Raw genomic sequence first — 26,428 nt, 5'->3', positions numbered from 1 at the left:
CAAGTAGAGTGCAATTCCCGGTGCCCACCACCGGCCCGGCGCCCCAGCAGGACCCGAACAACGTCGTCCGCAGCGGCCCCTCGAGTGCCGCGATTGAAGCGTTCATGCGCCAGCCGGGGTTGTTTCCGTTCCCCTCGCAGTTTTCCAATGTGCTGGACCGCAACCCGTGGAAGGCGCAGATCGAAGCCTTCCTCAATCGCCACCCGGTGGGCTCGCCCGCCGAAGGTCGGCCGCCGGGAAAAGGCTGGTCGCATCAGCGCTGGAACGAGTTTTATCCTCAGGTTCAGTTCAAGACCGTGCAAATGGGCGCACGGACCAACCAGAGCTTGCGGGACAGAAAGCAACTGCACAACTACGCCAACGGCGAATTCGCCCCCGGCGGGCTCTACTACCAAACCTCGGACATCCCTGAAACCGCGGGCACCACCCGGGGCATCGACGTGCGTTTCCATTCCCGAATGCCAGTGCAGAATCACAACTCGCAGTGGACCTTCGACGGCACTTTGCCGCCAAAATTGCTGATGGTCCGCAACGGCCAACCGTTGCTGATGCGTCACTACAACGCCCTGCCGATCGACCCTGCGGCCAACGCCGGTTTCGGCCTGCACACCATCAGCACCCACGAACACAACGGCCACTCCCCCGCCGAAAGTGACGGCTATACCAACGCGTTCTTCTTTCCGGGGCAGTACTACGACTATCGTTGGCCGCTGCAATTGGCCGGTTACGACACCATCAACAGCACGGCGCAGGATCCGCGCGCAGCGTTCCCCTGCTCACCGGGCGAGACGCTGTACGTCAACGATGCCAGTCCCGGCCTGACGGCCTGCGAAAACGGCAGCAGCAAGATCCGTGGCGACTGGCGCGAAACCATGAGCACCCACTGGTTCCACGACCACATGCTCGATTTCCCGTTCAACACTGACTGCTTTCTCGGGGATCAGATCCTGGTCAACTGGCGGTGTCCTACAACCGAGTGCCATTCCACCTGATTGCCAACGACGGCAACCTCATGGAACACGCCGTGCCCTTCGACGGTAGCATGGACCTGGATGGCGATGGCGACCGGCAAGACCACAATGCAATCCTGCCGACGCTAGGCGTTGTCGAGCGCTTCGACATCATCATCAACTTTGCGAAAAACGGCATCAAAACCGGCGACAAAATCTACTTAGTCAACCTGATGGAACACCGCACGGGCAAGGGTCCGGAGAAGAATGAACTGGCCTTGGCGGACGTGCTGTCCGAAAAATACAAAGCCGTGATCAAGCAAACCAGCAAAGGGCCGCAATGGGACAAGGGCGACCCCGTGGTCGGCAAGTTTCCGCAACTGCTTGTGCAGCCCTACGCCGGCCAGGATCAGAGTCTGGACCCGGTGGCCTATGAGCCAGCCAAACCGGGCAAACCCGCTGGCAAAAAAATGATCCCGCTGCCCATCGACCGCGACAACCCGAGCGACCAGGCCAAACTCAAAGTGGCGCGGCATCGCGAGTTCATTTTCGGTCGCTCCGACGGCACCGATGAAGCCCCCTGGACGATCAAGACTGACGGCGGTATTGGCTACAACATGGACCCTCGCCGGATCAGTGCCGCGCCGCAATTGGCCAACGGTCCGACCGATGCCGGGTTCTCCGGAGACGGCACGCTCGAAGTCTGGAAAATAGTCAACGGCGGCAATGGCTGGAACCACCCGGTGCACGTGCATTTCGAAGAAGGAGTCATCCTCAGCCGCGACGGCAAGGCGCCGCCGGAATGGGAAAAATGGGCGCGCAAGGACGTCTTTCGCATCGGCGAAGGCATCGACAGTTCAGAGGATGTCGACGTGGCGCTCCACTTCCGCGAGTTCGCCGGTACCTACATGGAGCACTGCCACAACACCCAGCATGAGGACTCTTCGATGCTGTTGCGTTGGGATGTCGAACATCCGAGCCAGTTCCAATTGATGCCAACACCACTGCCAGGCTGGGACGGTGTCACCTACGTGAACTCCGTGGCGCTGCCGACTTTCCGCACCGACGATGAAGATGGCGATCACGAAGGCAAAAACAAGAAACCCGTGGCCAACCCTGACAGCGCCACCAGCAACAACGGCCTGTCGCTGACCATCAACGTGCTGGCCAACGACACCGAGCCCGACCGTCACCGTTCGCTCGGCCTTCGGGCAGGCGGTAATGGTGCCGATAGCGTCGCACTAAAGGGAGATCGGTTACTGCTGCGGCGCAACCATCCGGAACCTGATGTTGATGTCGTCGGAGACAGCAGTGTCGGCCCATTCGCCTTCACCGATTTTGAAGTCGCTGCGTTTAAGCGTTAGCCGGCCATCGAAAATCCCGATGGCGTTTTCGGCCTTCAGGAGCACCGGTACCTCCACGACACGCGTGATCCCCCTGAGTGTGAGTTTGCCGGTAATCGAGTAACGGTTGTTACCCAGGACCTTCACGCCGGTCGATGCAAACGTCGCCACTGGATACGTTGCCGTGTCGAACCAGGCTGGTTTTTTCAGTTCGCTGTTGGCGTCGCTGCTTCCGGCATCGATGCTGTCGAGCTGGATGGTGAGCGCGGCGTGGGCGGCTGACGGGTTCGTCGTGTCGAAATCAAGCGTGGCGTCAAACTTGCCGAACGTGCCGTATACCCGCGAGGAGAACTGTTTATACGTGAAGGAGATCGTGCTGGCGGTTTCATTGACCTGAGTGTATTCGACCGCCTGGACGCAAGGCAGCGCGCCGAATGCAAGGGCGGCCACCAGCACTGAGCAGGTCGGGAATCGGTGTTTCATGGGATTCTCCGGTTGGGCTCCCGTCATGAGCAGAGGCGCCGCACAGGTTAGCCAGCGACAGGTGGACTAAAGCAAAGAAACGCCGTTTATTCCACCCGCTGCTCAGACTTCCGACCACCTGTCGGCGAACGTGAGTAGCCGCCCGATACGGCCAACGTCCGGGTGTTTAATGACTGTCCGACTCACCGCATCGGGAGACTGGCCATGAAATTCGTCATCATCGGAGGAACCGGGCTGATTGGCAGCAATGTCTGCAAGAACCTCCAGAATCAGGGGCATGAAGTCATAGCGGCGTCACCGAGTACCGGCATCAACGTCATCACCGGCGAAGGCCTGGCGGACGCGCTCAAGGGCGCCGACGTGGTGGTCGACGTGGCCAACTCACCCTCATTCGAGGATCACGCGGCGCTGCATTTTTTTGAGACCGCCGGGCATAACCTGTTCGCTGCCGAGAAGGTTGCCGGCACCCGACACCATGTCGCCCTGTCAGTCGTGGGCACCGAACGGATGCTCGACAGTGGTTATTTCCGGGCCAAAATGGCCCAGGAAAAACTCATCAAGGCGTCGGGCGTTCCCTACACCATCCTGCGGGCCACGCAGTTCTTCGAGTTCATTGGTGCCATTGCTTACTCGGGTCGCGAGGACGGCAACACCATCCATTTAACGTCCGCCGCCCTGCAACCGGTAGCCTCGGTCGATGTCGTAGCCGCACTGACGGCTATCGCTCAAAAAGCGCCGATCAATCAAACCGTGGAAGTGGCCGGGCCGGATCGCCGACCCATTGTCGAGTTCGTTAGCGAGTACCTGAAACACACCAAGGACCCGCGCGAGGCTGTTCCGGACGACACGGTTCCTTACTTCGGCGCCCCGATAAATGACAAGTCTCTCACACCAGGCGATAGCCCCATTGTCGGAGCGACCCGATTTGAAGATTGGCTAGAGATCGCGCACCCCGCTTGAGTGGCCAGTGGCGATGATGACCAGCGGGCTGCGATAGGATGGCTTGCGGATTTTCGATAGCGACTCGCGTGGCGAGAAGGATTGCTGATGTTCATTGGACGACTCGCCGGGCTCACCGGCTGCACCCCGAAAGCCATTCGACTTTACGAACAGATGGGGTTGATCCCGGAACCGGATCGCCAGGGTCGATATCGCGTCTACACCTCACATCACCTCACGCTTGTGCGCCTGATCCGCCGGGCACAGGTCGCCGGTTTCAAGCTCGCCGAGATGGTGCCTCTCATCGCGGCGAAGAACACATTGCAAGCCTTTCCCTTGGAACTGGCCAACGAGGCGATCGACCTCAAGCGCCAGCAAATTTCCGAAAAAATAACCGACTTGCTAGCCTTGGCTGGTCATCTCAGCGAACTCAAAAGCGAGATCAATTCACTCTTTGAACCGGGCGCAGTGATAACGCCTCATAGCGATGCGTCGAGCGCTGGCCTAGATAGATGAACGCCGATTGCAGGGCAACTTGCGGCGCTCGTGGACGGAAGCCCAATTCGGTCCTGGCCTTGGTGATGGCGTATTCCTGCTTGACGCCGTGGAACATCCTGACCTCACTGAGCAACAGTTGAGCTGGCCGACCGGTCAGCCCGGCCCAACGCTCCTGCATCCACGCCACCGCGACCAACAGCCATTTGGGTGCCGGCGGTGGTGGGCGATAGCCCGGTGAAACCACGTTCGCGGCATCAATGATCTCGGCAAGTGAAGAGGACCGCTCATTCGCCAGAATGTAGCGCTGACCTGACCGGCCTTTTTCTACCGCAAGGATCATCCCCAGGGCGACATCTCGCACGTCGACAAAATTGAAATGAAAGCCTGGGTCCAGAGGCATTTGTCGCCGTCTGACCGAATCGACAAACCTCATGGTGTCAGTCAGCTTGGCCGCGTTGGGGCCGATCATCGCCGAGGGCAACACCGAGACCATCCAAAGGTTCAGCGCCTGCGCCGTACGCCAGGCCATTTGCTCCGACAGGATCTTGGACGCGTAATAGGCATTCTCGCCCTCGTCATTCCAGTGCTCTTCATTAAGCGCCTGCCCGTTTTGACCGACGGCCGCAACGGAACTGACATACACCACGCGCTTGACCCCGGCCTTCGCCGCCGCCTGCAATACGCGACGTGTTCCTTCCACATTCGGTTCGATAATCTCGGCGTGTGGATGCCTCGCCCAATGTTTGAACACCGCCGCGACCTGAAACAACAGATCGACCCCTTTCAACGCCTCAAGCATGGCTGCTTCGTCGAACAGTTCGGCATACACCCTCTCGCAGTCCAGCCCTTCGAACGCTGCCGAATCGTTCACATCACGAACCCCGGCGCGGACGCGGTAACCCTGATCGAGCAAGGCTCTGACCAAGGTATTGCCCAAATGCCCATTGGCGCCTGTGACCAGACATAACTGACTCATACAACTGTCCCCCTCGCTTGAACAAACATCTGTTTTGGCGAGGACGACCTTAGGCTCTGTCCCTTGGGACAGAGTCAAGCATCAACATTAATGGCTTGAACGCTGCTGCCCGGCGCTGGACTCTCGCAGCCACGCCCGCTGCAACAGCTTGATGACCTCTGCATCCGAGGTCTGGGTAAAGTCCATGTACCAACGACTGATCGACATCATCCCGTCGGGAATGAGCGGGCATATCAGCTCATCCACTTCGCTGCGCAGCGTCTCCGCCGTCTCAATCGGCGCCACCGGCACGGCGACGACGATGCGAGACGGCGCGTGCCCACGCACCGCGTGGATCGCCGCCATCATCGAGGCGCCTGTCGCCAGACCGTCGTCGATCAGGATCACCACCTGATCCTTGAGTTGCACAGGCGCGCGCGTTCCCCGGTACACCTGCTCGCGACGGAGCAGCTCCCGGGTTTCCCGTGCGACGACGTCATCGAACGTGGCCGGGGCAATCGGGTGAACCCGCAGCGCATGTTCATTGAGGATTTGTATGCCGCCGCTGGCGATGGCGCCCATCGCGAACTCCTGATGAGATGGGATGCCCAGCTTGCGGACCAGCATCAGGTCCAGACGCACGTCCAGTGCTGCGGCCACTTCATAAGCGACCGGCACACCGCCACGGGGCAACGCGAGAATGATGACATCGGGTCGATGCGCGTATTTGAGTAACGGCTCCACCAGACGTCGACCGGCTGCTGCCCGGTCCTGCAAGAGGGTTGGCGATGAGGGACTCATTTGAAAACCTCCTCAGGCGATCACGCCTGTCGGTTCGCATCACACGGTCACTCAGGATTGTCGGTCTGACGGTGGCTGACATCAAGCTCAGCCACGACGCACGCGCCTGTCCTTAAAATACAAAACGCCCGATGCGGTGCATCGGGCGTTAGGGTAAAACAGGTGTAAACCTATTTCAGGACTAGACAAGGCCTAGCATGCGCTCGCTACTGTCCGTGGAGAAATAACGACGGAGTCCTGTAATTTCACACGCTGAGTCAAAACCAGCATCGTCAGGAAACCCAGTGCAATCAGTACCGGATACGCCATCAACAGTTCGGAAAGGGAGTATTTCCAGGCCAACGGGCGCCCGACCCCCAGCATGGCCGCATACATCCAGGACACGGCCGACAGCGAGCCGCAGAACAGCGCCAGCATCCGTGCGCTGAAACCAAGATTGAGCAACGAGCCTGCCTTTTGTAGCGCGGGCAATACCAGGCGATGCAACAAGAGGCCGTTGTAACTCAGCAACACGACAATAATCACCTTGGCGTGAAGCTTTGGATTCATAAAGTAATTCATACCTTTTTCCAGGTAATCAATACCGATAACGGCGATGCCGGTCACCCACAACGCTATCAATGCAAAGATGACAGACTTCTGAAGACTTTCCATGTGAGCATTATCATGTTCAGTGGATGTTTTTCGTTTTAACAAGTCTCTGACCATCGCAACATCACTGGTCAATACCAAACCAATGGCCACACAACACGACACTAAATGAACGTAAATAACGCCCAACCGCAAAAACTCCATACATTCTTTATTTTCGAGCAGGCTCATAATTGTATTTATCGCCACGGTACTTTCTCCACCTTATTCGATAGTACAGATCGGTATTTAACAGGGCATTCAACTCTTCGAAACCCTGCGCGATCTTACTTTTATAAGATATGCCAACTCTTAGACCTGGCACTGCTTAGCCCATTGATTCGCCTGGCAAATCAATGACCGGCTTATTTATTGCCTCCTGAATTTCAGGTAAAAAAATCCTCATTAGCATTCAATGCACATGAGGTTGATTTTCCACTTCTTTTCTGCGGCTGCAGGAGCAGGTCTTGGGTGACGTGCTGCAGGATCAGAGGCCATGGATACTGGAATGTTCATTTTTTGAGCACACTACCGACAAACGGTGGTTATTGTGAAAGACATTCGCGCCACAGTAACTCGTGCACTTCCCCGAACCCCCCATGGTAACTGGCCTGTTAAATTACATAAGCTTAAAACAGTGCTTATTGGATCCGTTAGTTACTACCAAACTCACAACAAACGCAATAGCGACCCGCTCTCATTTAGGACTGACACACCAACTACAATAGTCATACTTTTCGCGTTGAAAAACACAATACCGTCATTAATAGTCCAGACAGCAAGTTGACGTTGATAACGTCAGTATCTGGTACCACCCTCAGCCTTCGACAGTCGACGCGAGCGGAAACCAGACGCAGACTTCGAATCCTTCTGCTCGACCTGTCGCTGGCGATACCAGCCGTATTCTCGCGTTGACTCCCTGCACAATGGTTTTGGCAATCGCCAACCCCAACCCTGAACCGCTGGTTTCACTGTTACCCCGCACAAAGCGCTCGGTAAGGCGCTGCAACACCGGCTCGGGCACCGCCGGGCCACCATTGACCACCCGCAGCAGCGCCTGGTCGGTGAGGCTGACTTCGACCGGTTGATCCGCGGCGCCATACTTGAGCGCATTCTCGATCAGGTTGCGCAACAGGATTGCGAAGGCGTCCGGATCAATCGTCGAGTACACACTCGTCTGGGTTGGCAGGTGCAACTCGATCCGCTGCCCACTGTTGTGGTTCCACTCATCGACCACATGGGCCAGCAAAGGAATAAGGTCCTGGGGCGTTTCGGACAACAGCCCACCCCCCTCGGCCTTGGCCAGCTGCATGAGTTTTTCCGAGAGCCGCGTCAGTTCGCGTAACGAGTTTTCGATTTTAGCCGCGCGTAACCGCAACGGGCCTTCGGGCGCTTCGTGACGCAAACGCTGGATCTGCGCCAGCGTCGCGGCCAGTGGCGTGCGCAGTTCATGGGCGCTGTTGGCAGTAAAGCTGCGCTCGGTCTCCAAGGCCTTGCGCAAGCGCTCCAGCAGATGATTGACCGCCTCGGCCAGTGGAGCGATTTCCGCTGGCAATCGCGCCACGTTGATCGGCGACAGATCACCCACGCCGCGAGCCTCCACGGCACGACGATAGGCCAATACACTGCGCAGGCTGATGCGCACAAACATCCAGGTGCCAAACAGGCTGATGGGAATCAGCGCCAATAACGGCAATAACAAGGCAAGCAAAGCTTCTCGGGCGGCTTCACGGCGATGCTCCAGAGGTTCGGCGATTTCGATGAACACCGTCTCACGCAGCGCACTGGCGCCGTACAGACGGTATTTTTCAGTGGTTGAAAAGCCTTCGGCCGGTTGTTTGTTGAAGATCTTCGGGTTGGCGTCGTGGGACTGCATCAGGATCTCGCCCTTGGCATCGCGTACCAGATACGTCAGGTATTCCTTGTGCATTTTCAGGGTGGCGACATGTTGTGCCTCACGGGGACTTTCCCGGTTGCTGATTTCCAGCACGGCCAGGGGCAGGATGCGCTGCGCGGTCTCTTCCAGCGCGCTGTCGAACGCCTCGTTCAATTCATGTTGCACCACCAGCCAGGCGCCGACGGTCGCCGCCAGCCACAGTAAGGTCGTGCCCAACGTCAGCCCCAGGCCGAGACGTTTTTGCAGGCTTGATGACGGCTTCATGCGGACATCAACCGATAGCCCATGCCTCGCACGGTTTCAATCAGGTCGCGCCCGAGTTTTTTACGCAGACGGCTGATATAGACCTCGATGGTATTGCTCTCGATTTCGGCGCCGAAGGCATACAGCCGTTCTTCAAGCTGCGACTTGGACAGCAGCGCGCTGGGGCGTTGCACAAACGCCTCGAACAGCGCCCACTCTCGCGCCGTGAGGTCCACCGTCGCACCGGCCCGCTGCACCGTACGGGCACTCATGTCGACCTGCAAATCACCGAGTTTGATCTGCGGATTGGGGTTGCCGCTATAGCGCCGGGCCACCGCAGTCACACGGGCCGAGAGCTCAAACAGGTCGAACGGTTTGACCAAGTAGTCGTCGGCGCCAGCGTTGAGGCCAGCGATGCGTTCGGAAATCTGATCCTGGGCGGTCAGGATAATCACCGGTGTCACGTCCCCTGCCGAGCGTTGCTGACGCAAAAAATCCAGCCCGCGACCGTCCGGGAGCATCAGGTCCAGCAGGATCAGGTCGTAAGGCGTGGTGCGCACGCTGTTGCGCGCATGGTCCAGGCGCTGCACCCAATCGACTGCATGGCCGTCATCGGCGATCTGTTCGCGCACCGCTTCCCCCAAGCCTGGTGCGTCCTCGACCAATAAAACCCGCATCTGGCACCTCCTGTGTTGGTTGTCGTGCAGCACCTTAATCGCCTTACCTGACGTGAATCTGAAGATTCAGTTGATTGTCAGGAATGCACCTTAGGGTATGCCACAGACGCCGACCTCGGCAGGAGACAGATCATGAAATCAGGCTTTATTGCCAATGCCGCGCTGTTGAGCCTGCTGCTCAGCGGTTACGCCCTGGCCGATGACGACTGCCGCGACCCGGTGAGCGACTGGCAACCGCGCGAAACCTTGCGTCAGCAGGTAGAACGGCAATACGGCTGGAGCGTGCAGCGCATCAAGGTCGACGACGGTTGTTACGAGCTCAAGGGGTTGGACCGCAAAGGCAATGCCATCGAAGCCAGCTATTCACCGGCATCGCTGCGCCTGCACACACTCGAGATCCATTTCCGGGACGACGGCGATGCCAGGGATTACCTCGGCAGCCCGCTCACCGAATGACACCTCACCTGTCGATGAGTTTTTCCCGCGCTTCAGGTTGCTGTCAGCAAGCAGGTCCAGGCTCTCGACCTAACGATCAAAAGGACACCCCCATGAAAAAGATCATCGCAGCAACCTGCCTCGCCGGCGCCATTGCCCTGCCGGGGCTGGCCCAGGCCCGTGAAGTGACCTTGACCACACAGCTCAAGGACTACAGCGGCAATGATGCCTACCTGGCGATCTACGTCACCGATGCAAATGGCCAATACCAGAAAACCCTCTGGGTGGCCGGCAAGAAGGCCAAATATTACAAGCACCTGGGCGACTGGGCCCGTGGCAGCGGGATGAACCCGAGCGAGTTTGATGGGGTCAGCGGCGCCAGTGTCGGCGGTGGGCGCACGCTCAAAGTCAGCGTCGAACTGGCAGATACCCTGATTGATGCCGGGTATCAGATCCGCATCGATAGCGCCGTCGAGGACAAACGTGACGCCCGCGCCGATGTCAGCGTGCCCCTGACGTCCAAGGGCGCAGGCAAGCCGGCGACCGGCAGTACCTACGTCGAGTCCTTTACTTACGATCTGTAGCACCCGCCATTTCTGGAGGCTGAACATGCTTCGCCAGTTCCACTCCCTACCTGGCCTGATCGCCGCCCTGTTGGTCATGCTATTGGCCATCAGCGGCGCGGTGCTGTCTGTCGACCCGGCCCTGGAACGCCTGCACAGCACGTCCACCCCAGCAGGACAACTCAACGTCGGCCAACTGGCCGGGCGCGTTGCCAGCCACTTTCCGGGCGTGGAGCAGATCCAGCGCACAGCGTCCGGCACGGTGATCGTCTACTACAACCAGAACGGCCAGGCCGGGGCTGAAAAGGTCGATCCACTGACCGGCCAAGGCCTCGCACCTTACGAGCCATCCGCGTTCTCACGGTGGGTGAAAGACCTGCACCGCTCGCTGTTTCTTGGCACGCCGGGTCATGGGGTATCGGGGGTCGGCGCGCTGTTCATGCTGATGCTGTCGGTGTCCGGCACGCTATTGCTGGCCCGGCGCCTGGGTGGCTGGCGCAACCTGCTGCGGCCACTGCGGGGCACTTTCAGCCAGCGCTGGCATGCTGAAGTCGGGCGACTGGCCTTGCTCGGGCTGCTGCTGTCGGCATTGAGCGGGCTCTACATGTCCGCCACCACCTTTGGTTTTATCGCCGACGGCAGTCAGAGTGAACCCGCCTTCCCCGCCCACATCAGTGTCGGCCCGGCCTTGCCGGTGGCGAACCTGCAAGCCTTGCAGGCCACCGACCTGAATGAACTGCGCGAGCTGGTCTACCCCAGTCCCGGTAACCCGAAGGACGTGTTTTCCCTACGCACGGTCCAGGGCGACGGCTACGTGGATCAGGCCAGCGGCGCCTTGTTGTCCTATCAAGCCCCCGACTCGATGCACAACCTCTACGAATGGATCTATCAGCTGCACACCGGCGAAGGCCTCTGGTGGCTGGGCCTGCCGCTTGGGCTCTGCGCCCTCTGCGTGCCGTTGATCAGCGTGACCGGCATCCTGTTGTGGTGGCGTCGCCGCAAGGCTGGCCCGAACATCCGCCACAACAGCCCTGCCCACTCCGCCGACAGCGTGATTCTGGTGGGCAGTGAAAACAACAGCACCTGGGGCTTTGCCAAAACCTTGCATGACGCCTTGCACCAGAGTGGCCATCAGGTGCATAGCGCGGCGATGAATGAATGGAGGGGCGATTACCGCAATGCCCAACGGGTGTTCATCCTCACCGCGACCCACGGTGACGGCGATGCGCCGGCCTCGGCTTCGCAGTTCCTGGCGCGGCTGGCCAAAACCGGCCTCAAACCCGGCCTGCCCTTTGCGGTGCTGGGGCTGGGCGACCGCCAGTTTGCGCAGTTCTGTCAGTACGCCCATCAGGTGCAAGACGCGATATTGCAGGCTGGGGGCTCGCCGTTACTGGCGCTGGAAACCGTCAACCGTCAGTCCTCTCAGGAGTTTGCGCGCTGGGGCCTCGCGTTGGGCGAAGTGTTGGGGCAGGACCTGACGTTAGTTCACACCCCGCAGCAGCCGCGTACGCATCAATTGGAGCTGACAGAGCGCATTGCCTATGGCGAACAGGTGAATGCGCCGACCCACGTACTGCGTTTCAAAACCTCCGGCGAGCTGCCGGACTTTCTGGTCGGTGACCTGGTCGGGATTCTGCCCTCGGGCAGCCCGATCCCGCGTTTCTACTCGCTGGCCAGCGGTTCGCAGGACGGCGTGCTGGAGATCTGTGTGCGTAAACACAACGGTGGCATGTGCTCGCAATTCCTTCATGGCCTGAACATCGGCGCGCAGATCGAAGTTTTTATCCAGCCCAACCCGCAATTTCGTCCGGCATCGGGCACGCACCCGGTGATCCTGATCGGCGCCGGTACCGGCATCGGTCCTCTGGCCGGTTTTATCCGCAACAACAAGGCTCGACACCCGATGCACTTGTATTGGGGCGGGCGCAACCCGGCCTCGGATTTTCTCTATGAACCGGAGCTCAACCAATACTTGTCGGACCGACGCCTCACGGCACTGCGTGCCGCCTTCTCTCAGGTTCAGGACCGCAGCTACGTGCAAGACCGGCTGATCGGCGATGCCCTGGCCTTGCGCCGACTGATTGAAAAAGGTGCCCAGGTGCTGGTGTGTGGCAGTCGCGAGATGGCCAAGGGTGTGATGCAGGCCCTCGATGAAGTGTTGGCGCCTCTCAACCTGAGTGTGCTGACCCTCAAGGCACAAGGACGCTACCGTGAAGACGTTTACTGAGTTGCAGCGCTATTGCCTGAACGGCGAAACCATGGGCACCCGCTACACCGCCCTGTTTTATGCCGGGGCCGGGATCGATACCGACGAAGTTGGCCATCGCCTGGCGCGCGCCGTGGCCCGGGTGGACCAGCAAATGTCCACCTGGAAACCCGACTCGGACCTCAACCGCCTCAACACCGCCCCCGAGCAGGAATGGGTGTCAGTGCCCAAGGAACTGGCCATGGTGCTGTCTGCTGCGCTGCGTGTCAGTCAGCAATCCGGCGGCGCCTTCGACATCGCTGTCGGTGATCTGGTTAACGCCTGGGGGTTCGGCCCCGGGAAACAGACGGTCACAGAGCAGGCGTTCGGCACGATTGCGCCGCGTGCCCGGCTGTTAGCCAGCGCCGCATTGGTGGTTGACCCGCAACGCAATCAGGTGCGCAAGCGCCTGCCGCTGAACCTTGATTTGAGTGGCATCGCTAAAGGTTTTGGCGTGGATGAACTGGCTCGTTGCCTGGAGGGTTTGGGCATTACCCGCTACCTGGTCGGCATCGATGGCGAGATGCGCGCCCGAGGCGTCAAACCTGACGGCCAGTGCTGGGCCGTGGCCTTGGAAAAGCCCAATCGGGGCGTACGTGAAGTCATGGGCGTGATGGAACTTGGCGATGCCGCTATCGCGACATCCGGGGACTATCGACATTGGGTGGACGTGGCCGGTCAATCCTATGCTCATACCATGAACCCGGCCACCGGAGCACCGCTGTGCAACCCGCTCGCCGCCGTCACCGTGGTAGCGGCCTCGTGCATGCTCGCCGATGCCTGGGCCACGGCGTTGATGGTCCTGGGCGAAACCGAGGGCCCACGTCTGGCTCAGGAACGCGGGATGGACGCATTGTTCGTGCTGCGCGAGGGTGAACAGTTCAAAGAAATATCCATTGTCGGCGGCCAGTTGCAGGCGCAGATTGAAACGCGCTGACGCCGATTGCCGGATCGCTCGGAACCCGTCCGATTTGAACCGCCAAATGACAGGGAGTCCCGTTAAATAATGAAATTCATGCACAGGCACACCGAGGCACACCGAAGCGATCGTATCGGCTGGCTGCGCGCCGCCGTCCTTGGGGCCAACGACGGGATTGTCTCTACTGCCAGTCTGCTGATCGGTGTCGCGGCCGCCAACGCCAGCCACGCCACGTTGCTGGTCACCGGCATGGCGGGGCTGATGGCCGGCGCCATGTCCATGGCCGCAGGCGAGTACATTTCCGTGCACTCCCAGGCCGATACCGAGCGGGCCGACCTGTCCCGCGAACGGGCAGAACTGGCCAGCGACCCTAAAGCCGAACACATCGAGCTCGCCAACATCTACATGCATCGCGGCGTATCACCCGAACTGGCGCATCAAGTGGCCGATCAATTGATGGCCCATGACGCATTGGGCTCTCACGCCCGGGACGAACTGGGCATCAGCGCCACCCTCACCGCCAAACCCTTGCAGGCCGCCCTGGCCTCCGCCGCCAGTTTCGTGGTGGGTGCCGCGTTGCCTCTGGCCGTGACTTTTTTCGCGCCGGAGCACAGCGTCGGGACCTGGATATCGGCCATGTCGCTGGTGTTTTTGGGGTCATTGGGCGCCATTGCCGCCAAGGCAGGCGGGGCCAAGGTCCTGACCGGCGCCTGGCGGGTGACATTCTGGGGGGCGCTGGCCATGGGGATTACGGCACTGGTGGGGCATTTGTTTGGCGCAGTGGTCTAGCAGGTGCGCTGTATGGCGAGCCGTCGTTCATCATGCTGGATGAGCCAAACGCCAACCTCGACGATGCCGGGGAAAAAGGTTTGCAGCACATCTACAGCGCCCGCTCGGACAACTCGGGTTTCTCAATCAGGAGCTGATCGGGGTCCGCCAACTCGCCGCCGAAGGCTATGTACCCCGCAACCATATGCTCGAACTCGAACGCACCGGGGCTGACCTCAACGCCTCGCTAGCCGACAACCTCAACAACATGGGGCCAGGTCGCCGACATCAAGCTGCTCCAGGCCTGCCGGTGACCATCTCGTTCCCCGTGTTCAATCACCTGCAAACTTGTTCGAGGCCAAATTACATTACCTGCCGGCCAAACTTCGGCTGGCTGCCGATGTGGGTGCGTTGGGGGATGACGACATCGCCAGTGCCAATGCTTACCTGGGGTCGAAGTTGTCATTTTGAGATGCACTAACCGTTTTTCTTAGATAACTCGCAGACGCCGGACATAAATGTTCGAACTGGGCTGTCTGCTTGATTGCGCCAGGCGCCTCATGCCTGTCGAACCGTTCGTAGCCATTGGCTGCGAAAAAACCGGCAGCCCCTTGCGTCAACAAGTGCAGTCGGAGTGCGCCTTGGGAGGTCGCACACTGCTCCAGCGCAAGCAGCACTTGTTTGCCCAAACCTTTTCCACGACGCTCATCACACACCACCATGGAGCGAAGCAACATGTCGGGAGCCGAGCCCTCCAGCCCTCCAAAAGCCACCCATTGGCCCTCCACTTCGAAACGGTAAAACTGCCGGTCTGGTTCACTGACATCGTCGCAGGGCAAACTCGCTCGGGTCAGCGCATCACGGAGCTGATCCAGGCCGTTATCGTCTACTTTAATCATCTGCATGTTCAGCACCTTTACCTCCTGCCCGCCTACACCAACCGCTCAATCTTCTGATGCTGCCAGACCATTTTGTAATACGCCGTCTGCAACACCAGCATCCCCAGATACGCCACCGGAAACGCCATCCACACCCCTTGCAACCCGAACTGCCCGTCCAGCACATACGCCACCGGCAACTGCACCCCGACCACACAAAAAATCGAAATAGCCATCGGCACCAGCACCGAGCCGCTGGCGCGCATGATGCCGCCGACAATCGCCTGGAAGCCGAACACCAACAGACTCCACAGCATGATGTGCAACAGATGCTCCGCCTTCGCCCGGGTGGAATCATCCGTGAGGAACAACCCCAGCAACCAGTGCGACAACAGATAACCCAACACCACCAAGCCACCGGTCAAGCACACATTGATCAACAGCCCCGTGCGCAAAATCGGCCCCATGCGCTCAAGCCGCCCTGCCCCGATCGCCTGAGCACCGAGGATCGACGCCGTGATCGCAATCGACAGCGCCGGGAACTGCACGTAATTGACGATCTGCGTTACCGCCCCATACGCCGCCGTCGCCTGCGAACCGTGCTGATTCACCAGCGCCAGAATCACCAGCTCCGACACCGACAACACCACCATCTGCAACCCGGTCGGCAACCCGATGCGCAACACCTTGCCGAGAATCACCAGGTCCAGCCGCATCGCCGCAAACATCTCCCGATCCGGCGCCAACGGATGCCCCTTGCGAATCAACCGCCACGCCAGCCACCCCATCGCCGACAAATTACCCGCCAACCCCGCATACGCCGCACTTTGAATCCCCATCATCGGCAACCCGAACCAACCACGAATCAACGCCGGCGTCAGCGCCAACCCGATACACGTCGACACCACCAACGCAATCAGCGGCGACACCGTATCGCTCACCCCGCGCAGCAGTTGGGTGAAGAGCACGTAGACCAGCAGCGACGGCATGATCCACATCATCACGTGGGCGTAGGAAACGGCGTCGTCGATAACGTCGGCCGGTGTGCCCAAGCCTTCCAGGGCTGGCCTTGCGAATACGCTGCCGAGTACTGCCGCTGTCAGGCCGATCATTGCGCCTAACAGCAAGGTTGTGCCGGCGATGGTTTTCACCAGATGCGGTTCACGCGCGCCCCAGGCTTGGCCGATGAGCACACCCGCACCCGCGCCGAGGCCGATGACCAGGGCGATGAAGAAGAAGACTATTGGGAACATGCCGGAGACGGCGGCCAAGGCTTGGGTGCCGAGCATTTGGCCGATGTAGATGCTGTTGATCGTGCCCGACATGGATTGGAGGAAATTGGAGAGGACCATGGGGGCTAGGAAAAGGAGGTAGGTTTTCCAGAGCGGGTGTTGGGTTGAGGGGGTTTGCATTGAGGGTCCGTCTCGGGGTGGGCTCGTGTATTGGAAATTCTACGCTAGGGGACTGGGCACCGAGGGTGTCCTGAGGTTTGTGTAAAACAGGTTACTCACCCTAGACCCTATGAAACTAGGGAGCAGCTTCAATTCGTGGTCAGCCGCATAGAATTGTGAGCTTGCTCAGCAAACGAAGCTCAGCTGAAAACTGTCTTTTCCCAAGCAAGGTGTAACTGCCAAATAGTTACGGGGAAACTCTCAGCATTTATACGTGCGGACGCTAGGCATTAGAGGCAGCAGGGAGTACTCGTTTGAGGATGTCGGCCAGCGTTACAACGCCCAGCAAGCGATCCGCGCTCACGACTAAAGCAAGCTGAATGCTCGATTTACGCATGCGCGCAAGCGCTTCATAGACGGGGGTTTTCGCGTCAAGCACGAAAGCTTCTCGTGCAAGCTCATGCGCAAACCGAGTCTCTGGCTCAAGCAAGGTGTCGCGTACGTGAACCACCGAGTGTTGTATGCCCTCGGTTCCCAGCACGAGAATGCGCAGGTGCCCGGACTGGATGGCCGCAGTGCGGATATCCGCCACCGTCGCATCCCGCGTAACGTGAACCAGCGCCTCCCCCTCGATTAGCAGAGCTTCGACGGGTAGCGTGCCCAGGTCGATCAGGCCTGAAATCTGCTGCTGCATCTGCGGCTGTAGCGTGCCGACCTTCGCCGAATGCTCAACGAGCTGCCTTATGGTTTCAATATCCTGACCCCCAACTGCGGCGCTTTCAACTGGCTCAACACCTGAGGCTTTTACGAGACGGTTGGCGATTCGATTCACCCAGCGCAACAGCGGACGTAGCGGCCAGGTATAGATGCGCGAGACGATGCCAATTGCCAGAGCGGATCTTTCCGGGTGTGCAATGGCCCAGGATTTGGGCGCCATCTCACCGACAACCAAGTGTAAGAACGTCACCAGGAAAAGCGCGAAGCCGAAAGCTGCGCCACCAGCAGCCCACTCAGGCAAGCCCCACGCAATGAACACTGGGCCGAGCCATAAGTCGACCGCAGGTTTCGTCACCGCACCTAGGGCAAAGGTACACAGCGTGATACCCAACTGAGCACCGGCAAGCATCAACGTCAAATCATTCATGCCGCGCAGCGCAGCACGAGCGGACGGACTGTTGACGGCCAGCTCTTCAAGGCGGTGCCGGCGAGCGCCGAGCAACGCGAACTCGATGACAACAAACAAGCCACTCAGCGCGATGAGCGCGACTGTTGCTATTGTGACTATCAGCGGATCATTCATTGACCTTCCTCCGCCATAGACACTTTGACCAGCCGTACGCGAACTTCAGTCGGAACATGTCGTTCAATACGCAGTACATCAACTTCGAGTCGATATCTCACCGGCTCGTCGGAGACCAACTCGGCAGCATCGATAGGTAGATCAACGGTGACTGTGACACCTTCTCCAGGCAGTGCGCCAAGCTCAGCGATCAGCATACCTGCCACCGTCTCAACATCAACGCGCGGCAGGTCGTGACCAATAATGCGCCTGACCTCGTCGAGGTGAACGTCGCCTTCCATTGTCCAGGTGTTTTCCCCTTCAGACACGATGGCATCGCCGACTTCTGCGTCATGCTCATCGGTAATTACACCGACGATTTCCATGGCGAGATCTTCAATCGTGAGCACCCCAGCGAAACCACCATACTCGTCGATAACACAAGCTAACTGATCGGTTGTTTGAACCAACTGATCAAGAGCATCTGGCAGCAGCATCAGCGTCGGCAGCACCTTGGCAGGTCTCATCAGCGACGCAACGGTCTCTTTGCTGTTTCCCGTGGAGAGACGTGCAAGCACGTCGGCGAGATGTACAACGCCCACAGGGGCATCATCGTCATCAATCACCGGGTATCGGGTGTGAGCACGCGCCATCAGCCCTCGCAGCTCTTCGAGCGTCGTATCTGGCTCAACCCAGTCAACTTGTGATCTGGGCACCATAGCGTGCTCGACGTTGCGTTGCGGGAAGTCGAGGATGCGATCCATCATGAGTGAAAGCTCTCGTGGTAGGTCGCCACTGTCGCGGGAGTCAGCGATTATGTGCGGCAGATCGGTAGCCGAGGCGCTCACGTCGAGGTCATGAATCGGCTCGATACGCAGTAACTTCAGGAGAAGGTTGGCAGATTTGTCGAAGAAACTGATTAGCCAGCCGAAGGCCGACATATAAAAGAGCGTGGAGCGGGCAAGCCCAAGCGACAGGGGCTCAGGGTTCGCAATGGCAAGGTTTTTCGGATAAAGCTCACCCACGATCATTTGGATAATCGTAGCCGCAACTAGGGCTAGACCTGTACCGACGGCCACCCTAGCTTCAACCGGAATACCGGTTCCTGCGAGCAGAACGCCTAATGACTCACCTACCAAGGGCTCCGCGACATAACCAACAAGTAAGCCTGTGACGGTAATGCCAAGCTGGGCACCCGACAGCATAAAGCTTGTGCGGTTCGTGACGGCTAATGCGCGCTTTGCCGACGTATCACCGGCAGCAGCCAATGCTGAGAGCCTGGTACGGTCAACCGCCATGTATGCAAATTCTTGCGCAACAAAATAGCCATTCACAGCGATGATCGCCAGGATGACCAGGATGCCAAGAATGAGGGTAAGGGTAGTTTCGATCATTTGGCGGCACGACCAAATTCAGAATCTGGACAGAGGCTGTGTGTTGCGGGGCTGGGGTCCACGAAGGAGTCCATGCAGATAAGGAATCGAGAGCATACGGGCGTTTGCTCCGTGTCGTCTAGCTAGAGAACCTTTTCCGTTTGTGAATGCCGACTCCAATCTACCTATGGCCTAGAAACTGGAAAAACGCAGCTGGCTGCCACCAGCACAATCGCATTCATATCACGCAAACATCGTCATGAAATTGAGCTGTGACCCTCTACTCGAAGTCGGGTTTCAGCGCATTGAAACTATTTAACCATTCTCGCCAAATTGTTAGTTCTCTTTTAACAAATGATATTAGCCACAGCTAGATAATAGATACTTCTGGCCGTTTTCTGACGATCACGCGATGAAGCTTACTGGTTAACTCCGATGTCATCCGTGGCCAGCACGCAAGCAACTGACCGCTCTTGGCCGATTCTGTTGAAAAAGTCGGTCATCCAAAACTGCCTGATCATTGACCGGTGAAAAACGCCTTTTTACACGCTGCTACGCGAAATCTGAGCCCGGAATCCTTTGCTCAAAGTTAAGATTTCAATCTCAAGCGCGTACTTTTCTGCCGTGGAAACCATGGCCGACTTTTTCAACAGAATCGGCCGAAAGCTGTCAGTCACGAATGACCCCGCAGACGACCGTCGAACCGCTTTTCACCTTTCGGGGAATCGCCTTTACAGACGCGTACCCATCTCGAAAGCACTTCTCTCTAACCCGAACTCTGTGAACAGTGCTCCGCCGGTTTTTGTCTGATTGCGGGGAGGCAATGCGCTCATCGCATCGGTGCTCTAACTGGTACTCATTATCCGAACAGGGCCATGACGGTTAAGGACTTCGATCATAACGTTCTTTCCCGAACGCCTCAGCATCACATCAGCCGATTCCGCCCCCACTGCCAGACGCTGAAGGGCTATGGTGTCCAGAAATGCCGGAAGTATTGGCTCGTCAAACATGATGTTGAGTTTCGTAGGACTGAAGCTAAGTCCCAAGCACGACTGAATCATCGAAAGCGGCGCCGCAGCAGCCCACGCCTGCGGCATGCAGGCGACTGGATAAAACGTCGGCCCTTGGGTGCGCTGCCGGGGAAAGCCGCAAAACAGTTCCGGAAGTCGGCGAAGATCAATGTACGTGGAAGCGGCAAAAATCCCTTCGAAAATCCGCGCTGCTTCCCGACGAAAGCCGTAACGGGCAAACCCTGCCGCGATCAAGGCATTGTCATGGGGCCAGACGGATCCGTTGTGATAACTCATTGGGTTATAGCGGGGCTGCGAGGACGCGACGGTTCGCACGCCCCAGCCTGAAAAAGAGGAGCGGTCCATCAACGCCGCCACGACCGATGGCGCACGTTTGCGGTACGCGATGCCGGCGAACAGCGCATGGCCCGCATTGGAGGTGCGCACTCGACAGGGCATTTTGTTGCCGTCCAGCGCCAGGACATACGTGCCCAGTTCCTCGTCGAAAAATTGAGCATCGAACTGCTGGCGCAAGTGTCGGGCCTTTTCTTTCAAAGGTAGAGCGTGGTCTGGCTCGCCAAGCCGTCGTGCAATTTGCGCGGCACCATTCAAGGCGCCATAGACGTAAGCCTGCACTTCAACGATCGCAATCGGGCCAACGGCCAATCGACCATCCGCATGAAACACCGAGTCATGGCTGTCCTTCCATCCCTGGTTGATCAGACCCTCGGCGGACTGCCGACCATATTCGACAAAACCGTCACCGTCGCGGTCGCCATACTCCTCAATCCAGGTCAGCGCTGCCTCGATGTTTGGCCAGAGTTGGCGGAGTGTATCCAGGTCATTGGTCCTTTCCAGGTAGGCCGCGGCCAACATCACAAACAACGGCGTGGAGTCGATGCTGCCGTAGTAACGCCGGAATGGCACCTCACCCAACTCAGCCATTTCCCCAAGCCTGACTTCATGCAGGATTTTTCCGGGTTCGGCATCGGCGCCAGGGTCGACGGTCGTCGCTTGATTGGCCGCCAGATGCCCTAACACGCCTCGCGCTATACCGGGGTCGAGCCAGAGCATCTGCCACGCGGTGATCAAAGCATCACGCCCAAAGACTGTGCTGAACCAAGGGATGCCTGCGTACGGATACAAGCCCTGAGGGGTTTTGGTCATGAGCATGTACAGGTCGGAAACGCTCCGACTCACCGCTTCGTTGAACACGTCATGAGACGTCACGACCGAGGCTGCGCGTGAAGAAAACGTGCGTGACTGGCGCCGGGCATCGCGCAGTGAAACGAAAAACCCGTGACGCACTGAATAGGGTGGGTTTTGAACGCCGCAATTGATATCCATGAACAATGACTGGATTTGACCGGGCGCTAATTCGATGTCGAACAGTGCCTGGTCGCAGGAAAGACAGGCTGGCAACGGGTCAAAGCGTAGTCGGGTAGTGCGCCGTTTGTGGTCCAGCCCGGTGTAGGAGAGAACGACTTGCTCACCCGCAATGTCCGCCCGATGCGCTTCTCCGCGTTGCGGACGCCGAGCACCGCGAACCTCGAACAGATCCTTGAAGTCGGCCACGAATTGGATTCTAAGTTGCAGACGATGTGGGTATTCGTCGAAGTTGCGCAAGGTCAGCCGTTCGTAACATGATCCTTCCCATAAAAAACGTGAGCGTCGCAGATGGATCAAATCATGGTGCAAGACTTTTTGGCCCTGAGCGTTGAACAGATCGGCGTTGGTAAGATCGCAAGTGAGCATCGCGTTATCGTCGCGCAGCGTGGAGCTGAGCAACAGTGGTCGCGTCCCGTTAAGCGTCAGATAGAACCCCGACAGATGCCGGGTATCGGTATGGAAAAGCCCCTGCGGGCTTTCTTCTGTAACCAGTACATCCCCATTCGGGTCAAATATCGCAAAAGTATCGTTATGTTTAAGGGTGCGTAAGCGCAACTCTTGCAACGACGCGGAGGCGGGAACATCGAAAGGCGTGTTGGGTTGACCCGTAGTGTGGCCCGTCGTCAGATGACGATACAGCTCCAGATAATGGTTGGTCATGCGCTCGACCGTGAACCGTTCCTCGAACGCGGCCCGAACTCTGCGACGATCAAGCGCTTCCAACCGCTGGATAGCCGCTACCGCGCCCTCGATGTCGTCGACAATGTAACCGGACACTCCGTCATCAATCACTTCCGGGACCGCGCCATGACGAAAGGCAATGACAGGCGTCCCACACGCCATGGCTTCGATCATCGCCAGGCCGAACGGCTCAGGCCAATCGATGGGGAAAATTAGCGCACGGGCATTGCCAAGAAAATTGGCTTTTTGGTGATCATCGATTTCACCGATAAATTCGACGTTCGGATGCGTCGCGATCAACGGGGCAATGACGTCGTCCCAGTAAACCTGATCCGCCTTGTCTACCTTGGCCGCGATCTTCAACGGCAGACCCGCCCTGGTGGCAATTTCGATGGCGCGGTCCGGACGTTTTTCGGGAGAAATACGGCCCAGGAAAGCCAGATAGTCGCCTTTGGGCTCAGGGGTGAACGCTAAAAGATCGGCTGGAATCCCATGATAAACATTGCCCATCCAATTGACGTTGCCGATCAACGGCGCGCGTTGGGCTTTTGAAATCGAGACCAGCGGTACTTCGGGGAAATGGCTGTAAAACGATTGGTAGTCTGCGATATCCAGACGTCCGTGAAGGGTGGTCACACTGCGGCCGGCCAAGCGCCGAATTAACGGAAAATGATAGATGTCGACATGAAAATGCATCACGTCGAATTGATCCGCCTGTCTTATCACTTGATCCAGCATCAGGATGTGATGCGGAATCGCATCCTTAACGCCCGGGTCCAGTCGCAAGGCTTGCCCCGACCCCGGTTCAAGACGTGCCGAAGTTTGTGAATCCCCGCTGGCAAAGAGCGTTACATCGTGCCCTTGCCGAACCAGCTCTTCAGTCAGGTAAGAAACAATCCGCTCAATGCCGCCGTATAGGCGGGGCGGACAGCATTCGGTAAGCGGCGCAATCTGAGCGATCCTCATGGAGATGATCTCCGTTATTGAGTCGAATGAAAAAGCCTCCTGTGCCTTAGCTTCTTACGATTCCCTTGCTCGCTTTATCCACGATTGATGGTACACCCACCGCGACAGTTCAATTCGATATGTCGCCTTTAGCGTTCACCGGTCGCAAATCAGCTTTCATGGCGGTGAGTAATGGGTGACGCGCGGCGCGAGCGTTCCGCACAGCTTCCGGATAGGGCAGAAGCGATACATGTCAATCATCAGGGTTGCTCGGCCGGTAACGTTCCTAAGGCACAATCACTCGCCAGTTCGTCAGTGTTGTCTGGGTTGTCTGGGTTGTCTGGGTTGTCTGGGTTGTCACCTTTTGAGCCAAGGTCATCCATATGAGGAGAGTGTCAACTTAGGCCGTTCTCTGCCTCATATCTAGCAGTTATAGCTACCCAGTTTGGCTGTTCTGATGTGGGCGAATTCAGACGCCGCACTGCGGGTACGATGCGGCTGGGACCTAGCCTTGGATTCGATGGCGGTCAGCAGAATCCACCCTAAACCCTTGTTGCTTCGACAAACCTTTTTTCACCGCAATGCGCGCCGTTGTTTGCTCGGCGCGCATCACACTCTTCGTTTCGGATATGGACATTAGCTTTGTCGATACTTTATCTCCGAACAGTATCGTAATCGTAGGGTTTAGTTCCATAGAAAGAATGGATTTCTGTTGCCCAAGACTCGTCGGCCATATTAGGCCAACTGTCCTTGTCAAAACCTGGTGCATTTTCCAAGCGTTCTTTCTCTACGTTTAGTACGAAGCGCTTATTTACTGTATCGAGTGTCAATGCGTTCCAAGGTACCGCAAACAGTTTTTCTCCCATGCTAAGAAAGCCACCAAAAGATAGAACAGCATAACTCACTCTACCGCTGCGAACATCCAGCATGATTTCCTTAATATCTCCCAAGTCTTCTTCATTATGGTTATAAACATCATTTCCAATGAGAGTATCTGCCCCCATCAGGTCGGGGCCAGGCCCCTGCTCTTCAGAGCCGGCATCTCGTAAGAGGTTGGTTTTGTACATGCCATAGGTATCGCGATCTTCGTAGTTCATTACTATCTCCTATCAGCAATCGTCAATCAATCAGAAAAATGTACCCACCGCCTTGATGGCTGTATTAGTGGGAGTCACCCGCTTTCGAAAAAGTTGAATTTTTTTTCTGCATGACGACGAATGGTAAGTTGGAGTAAAAAATCGATCAGCTTTTAATTAGTGCGCTATCCATGTGTGATGCTTGTTTTTATTTTGGGCATTAACCAGATCAATATCATAGATGTGTGGATGAAGCGATTTCTCAATATGACAACTGGTTTGCATATGACTTCATAAATATGACGATTAAGTTTGGGTCGCTACTGCGACTAAACTTATTTGAATGATAGTTAATATAGGGGAAAGTCCAGCAAAATCTGGAGCAGGACATAAAATTGGCAGGTGAATGTCTGCTTCTGGCCGATTCTGTTGAAAAAGTAGCTCCCCTGACTGGCCTCCGGCAAAATCTCTTCATTGGCCGGAGGGGGATCACACAGCATGATGGGACAGTTATCGAGTGGGCAGGAGCGGCTGTTTTACTCGTTCAATCTTGAAGATCACATCCCAACAAATCATCTGCTGCGCAGCATTGATCGGTGCCTCGATCTGAGCGACCTGCGCCATTACCTCACAGATTTCTATAGCCCGATTGGGCGTCCGTCGATTGATCCTGAACTGATGATCCGCATGCTGGTCGTGGGCTATTGCTATGGCATTCGCTCCGAACGACGGTTGTGCGAAGAGGCCCATTTGAACCAGGCGTATCGCTGGTTCTGCCGGTTGAGCCTTGAGGATGAAGTCCCCAACCACTCGACGTTTTCCAACAATCGACACGGCCGTTTTCGGGACAGTGATCTGTTTCGCTGGCTGTTCAATGAGGTGCTGCGTCGCTGCATGGACGCAGGCCTGGTCAAGGGCGAAGGCTTTGCCGTGGACGCCAGCATCATCAAGGCGGACGCGAGTCGGCAGCGTGGCGTACCGGGAGATGAACAGGTCAACTGGAGCGATCCGGCCCTGAGCACCCGCGCCGTGCGTGAGTACCTTGAAGGCCTCGATGAAGAGGCGCTGGCCGAAACATTGCCCAAGCGCTTGTCGCTGACGGATCCTCAAGCCCGCTGGACGGCCGCTCCGGGTGGCCCTGCCTTTTTTGCCTACTCCACAAATTACCTGATCGACACTGAGCACGGCGTGATCATGGACGTGGAACCAACACCGGCTCATCGAACCGCAGAAGTCGAGAGCACCAAGACGATGATCGACCGGGTCGAAGCGCAGTTCGACATCAAGCCGGACCGCCTCATCGGCGATACCGCTTATGGAACCGCACCGATGCTGGCCTGGATGGTGGAGGAAAAAGACATCGAGCCGCATGTGCCGGTGTGGGACAAAACCGAGCGCAAGAACGACAGTTTTTCGAGCAACGATTTCCACTGGAATGAAGAGGCTGAGGAATACCGCTGCCCGGCCGGCAACCCATTGCGCAGCGAATGGCGAGCCTTCAAGAATGAGCGTTCACACGTCACCAAAGCCAACACCATCATCTTCCGATCCCGGCAGACCGACTGCGCTACGTGTCCGATGAAAGCCAAGTGCTGCCCGAACACTGCGCTCCGCAAGATCGCTCGCAGCGTCCATGAAGCCGCTCGCGATGTGGCTCGGCGCATTGCAGCAACGCCGGCATATCAGCGCTCTCGCCACGAACGTAAAAAGGTCGAAATGTTGTTTGCCCACCTCAAGCGCATCCTGAAATTGGATCGCCTGCGGCTACGTGGTATGAGTGGCGCGACGGATGAATTCACGCTGGCCGCTGCGGTGCAGAACCTGCGACGGCTGGCCAAATTTTCATCTCAAGGGCCACCAGTCACGGGATAGGTGCGCCTGCACCAAGCAAAAAACCTCAAATTAACCCAATAACAGAGCAGCAAAGGTCACCGAAGGGCCGAAAAACCACTCAATGTGGTGAGTAGGTTCTCCGGTGGTGGTCGTGCCTGAGTTCAGGCCATTTGAAAATCCGACTTTTTCAACAGAATCGGTCGCATAGCGACGGTCAGCATCGACCG

Annotated in this window: 20 protein-coding genes and 1 pseudogene; 9 read left to right on the top strand and 12 right to left on the bottom strand. The window is 57.7% G+C overall.

Going from position 1 to position 26,428, the window contains the following annotated elements:
- Positions 1–734 precede the first annotated feature (734 nt).
- Positions 735–2,209, top strand: a pseudogene (locus FQ187_RS23710) (multicopper oxidase domain-containing protein); the annotation flags it as partial.
- Here FQ187_RS23710 and FQ187_RS23705 read toward each other — a convergent pair.
- On the bottom strand, positions 2,207–2,776 hold the full coding sequence (locus FQ187_RS23705; RefSeq protein WP_149631332.1) for a YceI family protein: 570 nt from the start codon (positions 2,774–2,776) through the stop codon (positions 2,207–2,209). The pseudogene FQ187_RS23710 and the gene FQ187_RS23705 overlap by 3 nt on opposite strands.
- A gap of 204 nt (positions 2,777–2,980) precedes the next feature.
- Between FQ187_RS23705 and FQ187_RS23700 the strand changes: the two genes are divergently transcribed.
- Together FQ187_RS23700 and FQ187_RS23695 are read left to right on the top strand one after the other, a co-directional pair.
- Positions 2,981–3,736 (top strand): SDR family oxidoreductase, encoded by a 756-nt coding sequence (locus tag FQ187_RS23700; RefSeq protein WP_149631331.1) that lies wholly within the window; start codon positions 2,981–2,983, stop codon positions 3,734–3,736.
- Positions 3,737–3,823: 87 nt separating this feature from the next.
- Positions 3,824–4,231: a MerR family transcriptional regulator gene (locus tag FQ187_RS23695; protein WP_149631330.1), complete on the top strand. Its 408-nt coding sequence runs from the start codon at positions 3,824–3,826 to the stop codon at positions 4,229–4,231.
- On the opposite strand, the gene FQ187_RS23690 is transcribed toward FQ187_RS23695, so the two are convergent.
- The 5 genes from FQ187_RS23690 to FQ187_RS23670 form a co-directional block, all read right to left on the bottom strand.
- A complete protein-coding gene (locus tag FQ187_RS23690; RefSeq protein ID WP_149631329.1) occupies positions 4,158–5,189 on the bottom strand; it encodes an NAD-dependent epimerase/dehydratase family protein in 1,032 nt (343 codons plus the stop codon). The two genes, FQ187_RS23695 and FQ187_RS23690, sit on opposite strands and share 74 nt — an antisense overlap.
- Positions 5,190–5,276: 87 nt before the next feature.
- Positions 5,277–5,969, bottom strand: coding sequence for a phosphoribosyltransferase (locus FQ187_RS23685; RefSeq protein ID WP_149631328.1), 693 nt, complete (start codon positions 5,967–5,969; stop codon positions 5,277–5,279).
- Between the two features lie 192 nt (positions 5,970–6,161).
- A complete protein-coding gene (locus tag FQ187_RS23680) occupies positions 6,162–6,809 on the bottom strand; it encodes a hypothetical protein (RefSeq protein WP_149631327.1) in 648 nt (215 codons plus the stop codon).
- A 607-nt stretch (positions 6,810–7,416) separates the two neighbouring features.
- Positions 7,417–8,760, bottom strand: coding sequence for a sensor histidine kinase KdpD (locus FQ187_RS23675; protein ID WP_149631326.1), 1,344 nt, complete (start codon positions 8,758–8,760; stop codon positions 7,417–7,419).
- The gene (locus tag FQ187_RS23670; RefSeq protein WP_149631325.1) at positions 8,757–9,416 is read right to left on the bottom strand and encodes a response regulator transcription factor; all 660 of its coding nucleotides are present in this window, start codon (positions 9,414–9,416) and stop codon (positions 8,757–8,759) included. The genes FQ187_RS23675 and FQ187_RS23670 overlap by 4 nt, the downstream gene beginning before the upstream one ends.
- A 132-nt stretch (positions 9,417–9,548) precedes the next feature.
- On the opposite strand from FQ187_RS23670, the gene FQ187_RS23665 reads away from it, so the two are divergent.
- From FQ187_RS23665 to FQ187_RS23645, 5 genes are all read left to right on the top strand, one after another.
- Complete coding sequence (locus FQ187_RS23665) at positions 9,549–9,872, top strand: PepSY domain-containing protein (RefSeq protein ID WP_149631324.1); 324 nt, start codon at positions 9,549–9,551, stop codon at positions 9,870–9,872.
- Between the two features lie 92 nt (positions 9,873–9,964).
- A complete protein-coding gene (locus FQ187_RS23660) occupies positions 9,965–10,435 on the top strand; it encodes a DUF2271 domain-containing protein (protein ID WP_149631323.1) in 471 nt (156 codons plus the stop codon).
- Positions 10,436–10,460: 25 nt separating this feature from the next.
- Positions 10,461–12,641, top strand: coding sequence for a PepSY domain-containing protein (locus tag FQ187_RS23655; protein ID WP_149631322.1), 2,181 nt, complete (start codon positions 10,461–10,463; stop codon positions 12,639–12,641).
- Positions 12,625–13,596 (top strand): FAD:protein FMN transferase, encoded by a 972-nt coding sequence (locus FQ187_RS23650; protein ID WP_256667418.1) that lies wholly within the window; start codon positions 12,625–12,627, stop codon positions 13,594–13,596. The genes FQ187_RS23655 and FQ187_RS23650 overlap by 17 nt, the downstream gene beginning before the upstream one ends.
- Before the next feature lie 69 nt (positions 13,597–13,665).
- Positions 13,666–14,367: a VIT family protein gene (locus FQ187_RS23645; protein ID WP_149631321.1), complete on the top strand. Its 702-nt coding sequence runs from the start codon at positions 13,666–13,668 to the stop codon at positions 14,365–14,367.
- 422 nt (positions 14,368–14,789) lie between these two features.
- On the opposite strand, the gene arsN2 is transcribed toward FQ187_RS23645, so the two are convergent.
- The 6 genes from arsN2 to FQ187_RS23605 form a co-directional block, all read right to left on the bottom strand.
- Positions 14,790–15,251, bottom strand: a complete 462-nt coding sequence (gene arsN2, locus FQ187_RS23635) for an arsenic resistance N-acetyltransferase ArsN2 (protein ID WP_149631320.1) — start codon at positions 15,249–15,251, stop codon at positions 14,790–14,792.
- 26 nt (positions 15,252–15,277) lie between these two features.
- A complete protein-coding gene (locus FQ187_RS23630) occupies positions 15,278–16,636 on the bottom strand; it encodes an MATE family efflux transporter (RefSeq protein ID WP_149631319.1) in 1,359 nt (452 codons plus the stop codon).
- A 262-nt stretch (positions 16,637–16,898) separates the two neighbouring features.
- On the bottom strand, positions 16,899–17,915 hold the full coding sequence (locus FQ187_RS23625) for a CNNM domain-containing protein (RefSeq protein ID WP_149631318.1): 1,017 nt from the start codon (positions 17,913–17,915) through the stop codon (positions 16,899–16,901).
- Positions 17,912–19,288 (bottom strand): hemolysin family protein, encoded by a 1,377-nt coding sequence (locus FQ187_RS23620; RefSeq protein ID WP_149631317.1) that lies wholly within the window; start codon positions 19,286–19,288, stop codon positions 17,912–17,914. The genes FQ187_RS23625 and FQ187_RS23620 overlap by 4 nt, the downstream gene beginning before the upstream one ends.
- A gap of 824 nt (positions 19,289–20,112) precedes the next feature.
- Positions 20,113–23,313 carry a glycogen debranching N-terminal domain-containing protein gene (locus FQ187_RS23610; RefSeq protein WP_149631316.1) on the bottom strand — a complete coding sequence of 1,067 codons (3,201 nt, stop codon included), beginning with the start codon at positions 23,311–23,313 and terminating at the stop codon, positions 20,113–20,115.
- 632 nt (positions 23,314–23,945) lie between these two features.
- Positions 23,946–24,389, bottom strand: coding sequence for a PRC-barrel domain-containing protein (locus FQ187_RS23605; protein WP_149631315.1), 444 nt, complete (start codon positions 24,387–24,389; stop codon positions 23,946–23,948).
- 477 nt (positions 24,390–24,866) lie between these two features.
- On the opposite strand from FQ187_RS23605, the gene FQ187_RS23600 reads away from it, so the two are divergent.
- Positions 24,867–26,240, top strand: a complete 1,374-nt coding sequence (locus tag FQ187_RS23600; protein ID WP_149631314.1) for a transposase — start codon at positions 24,867–24,869, stop codon at positions 26,238–26,240.
- Positions 26,241–26,428 lie beyond the last annotated feature (188 nt).

The sequence above is a fragment of the Pseudomonas sp. ANT_J28 genome (assembly GCF_008370005.1).
GTDB classification, from domain to species: domain Bacteria; phylum Pseudomonadota; class Gammaproteobacteria; order Pseudomonadales; family Pseudomonadaceae; genus Aquipseudomonas; species Aquipseudomonas frigoris.
This window is presented reverse-complemented; position numbering and strand designations above follow the sequence as displayed.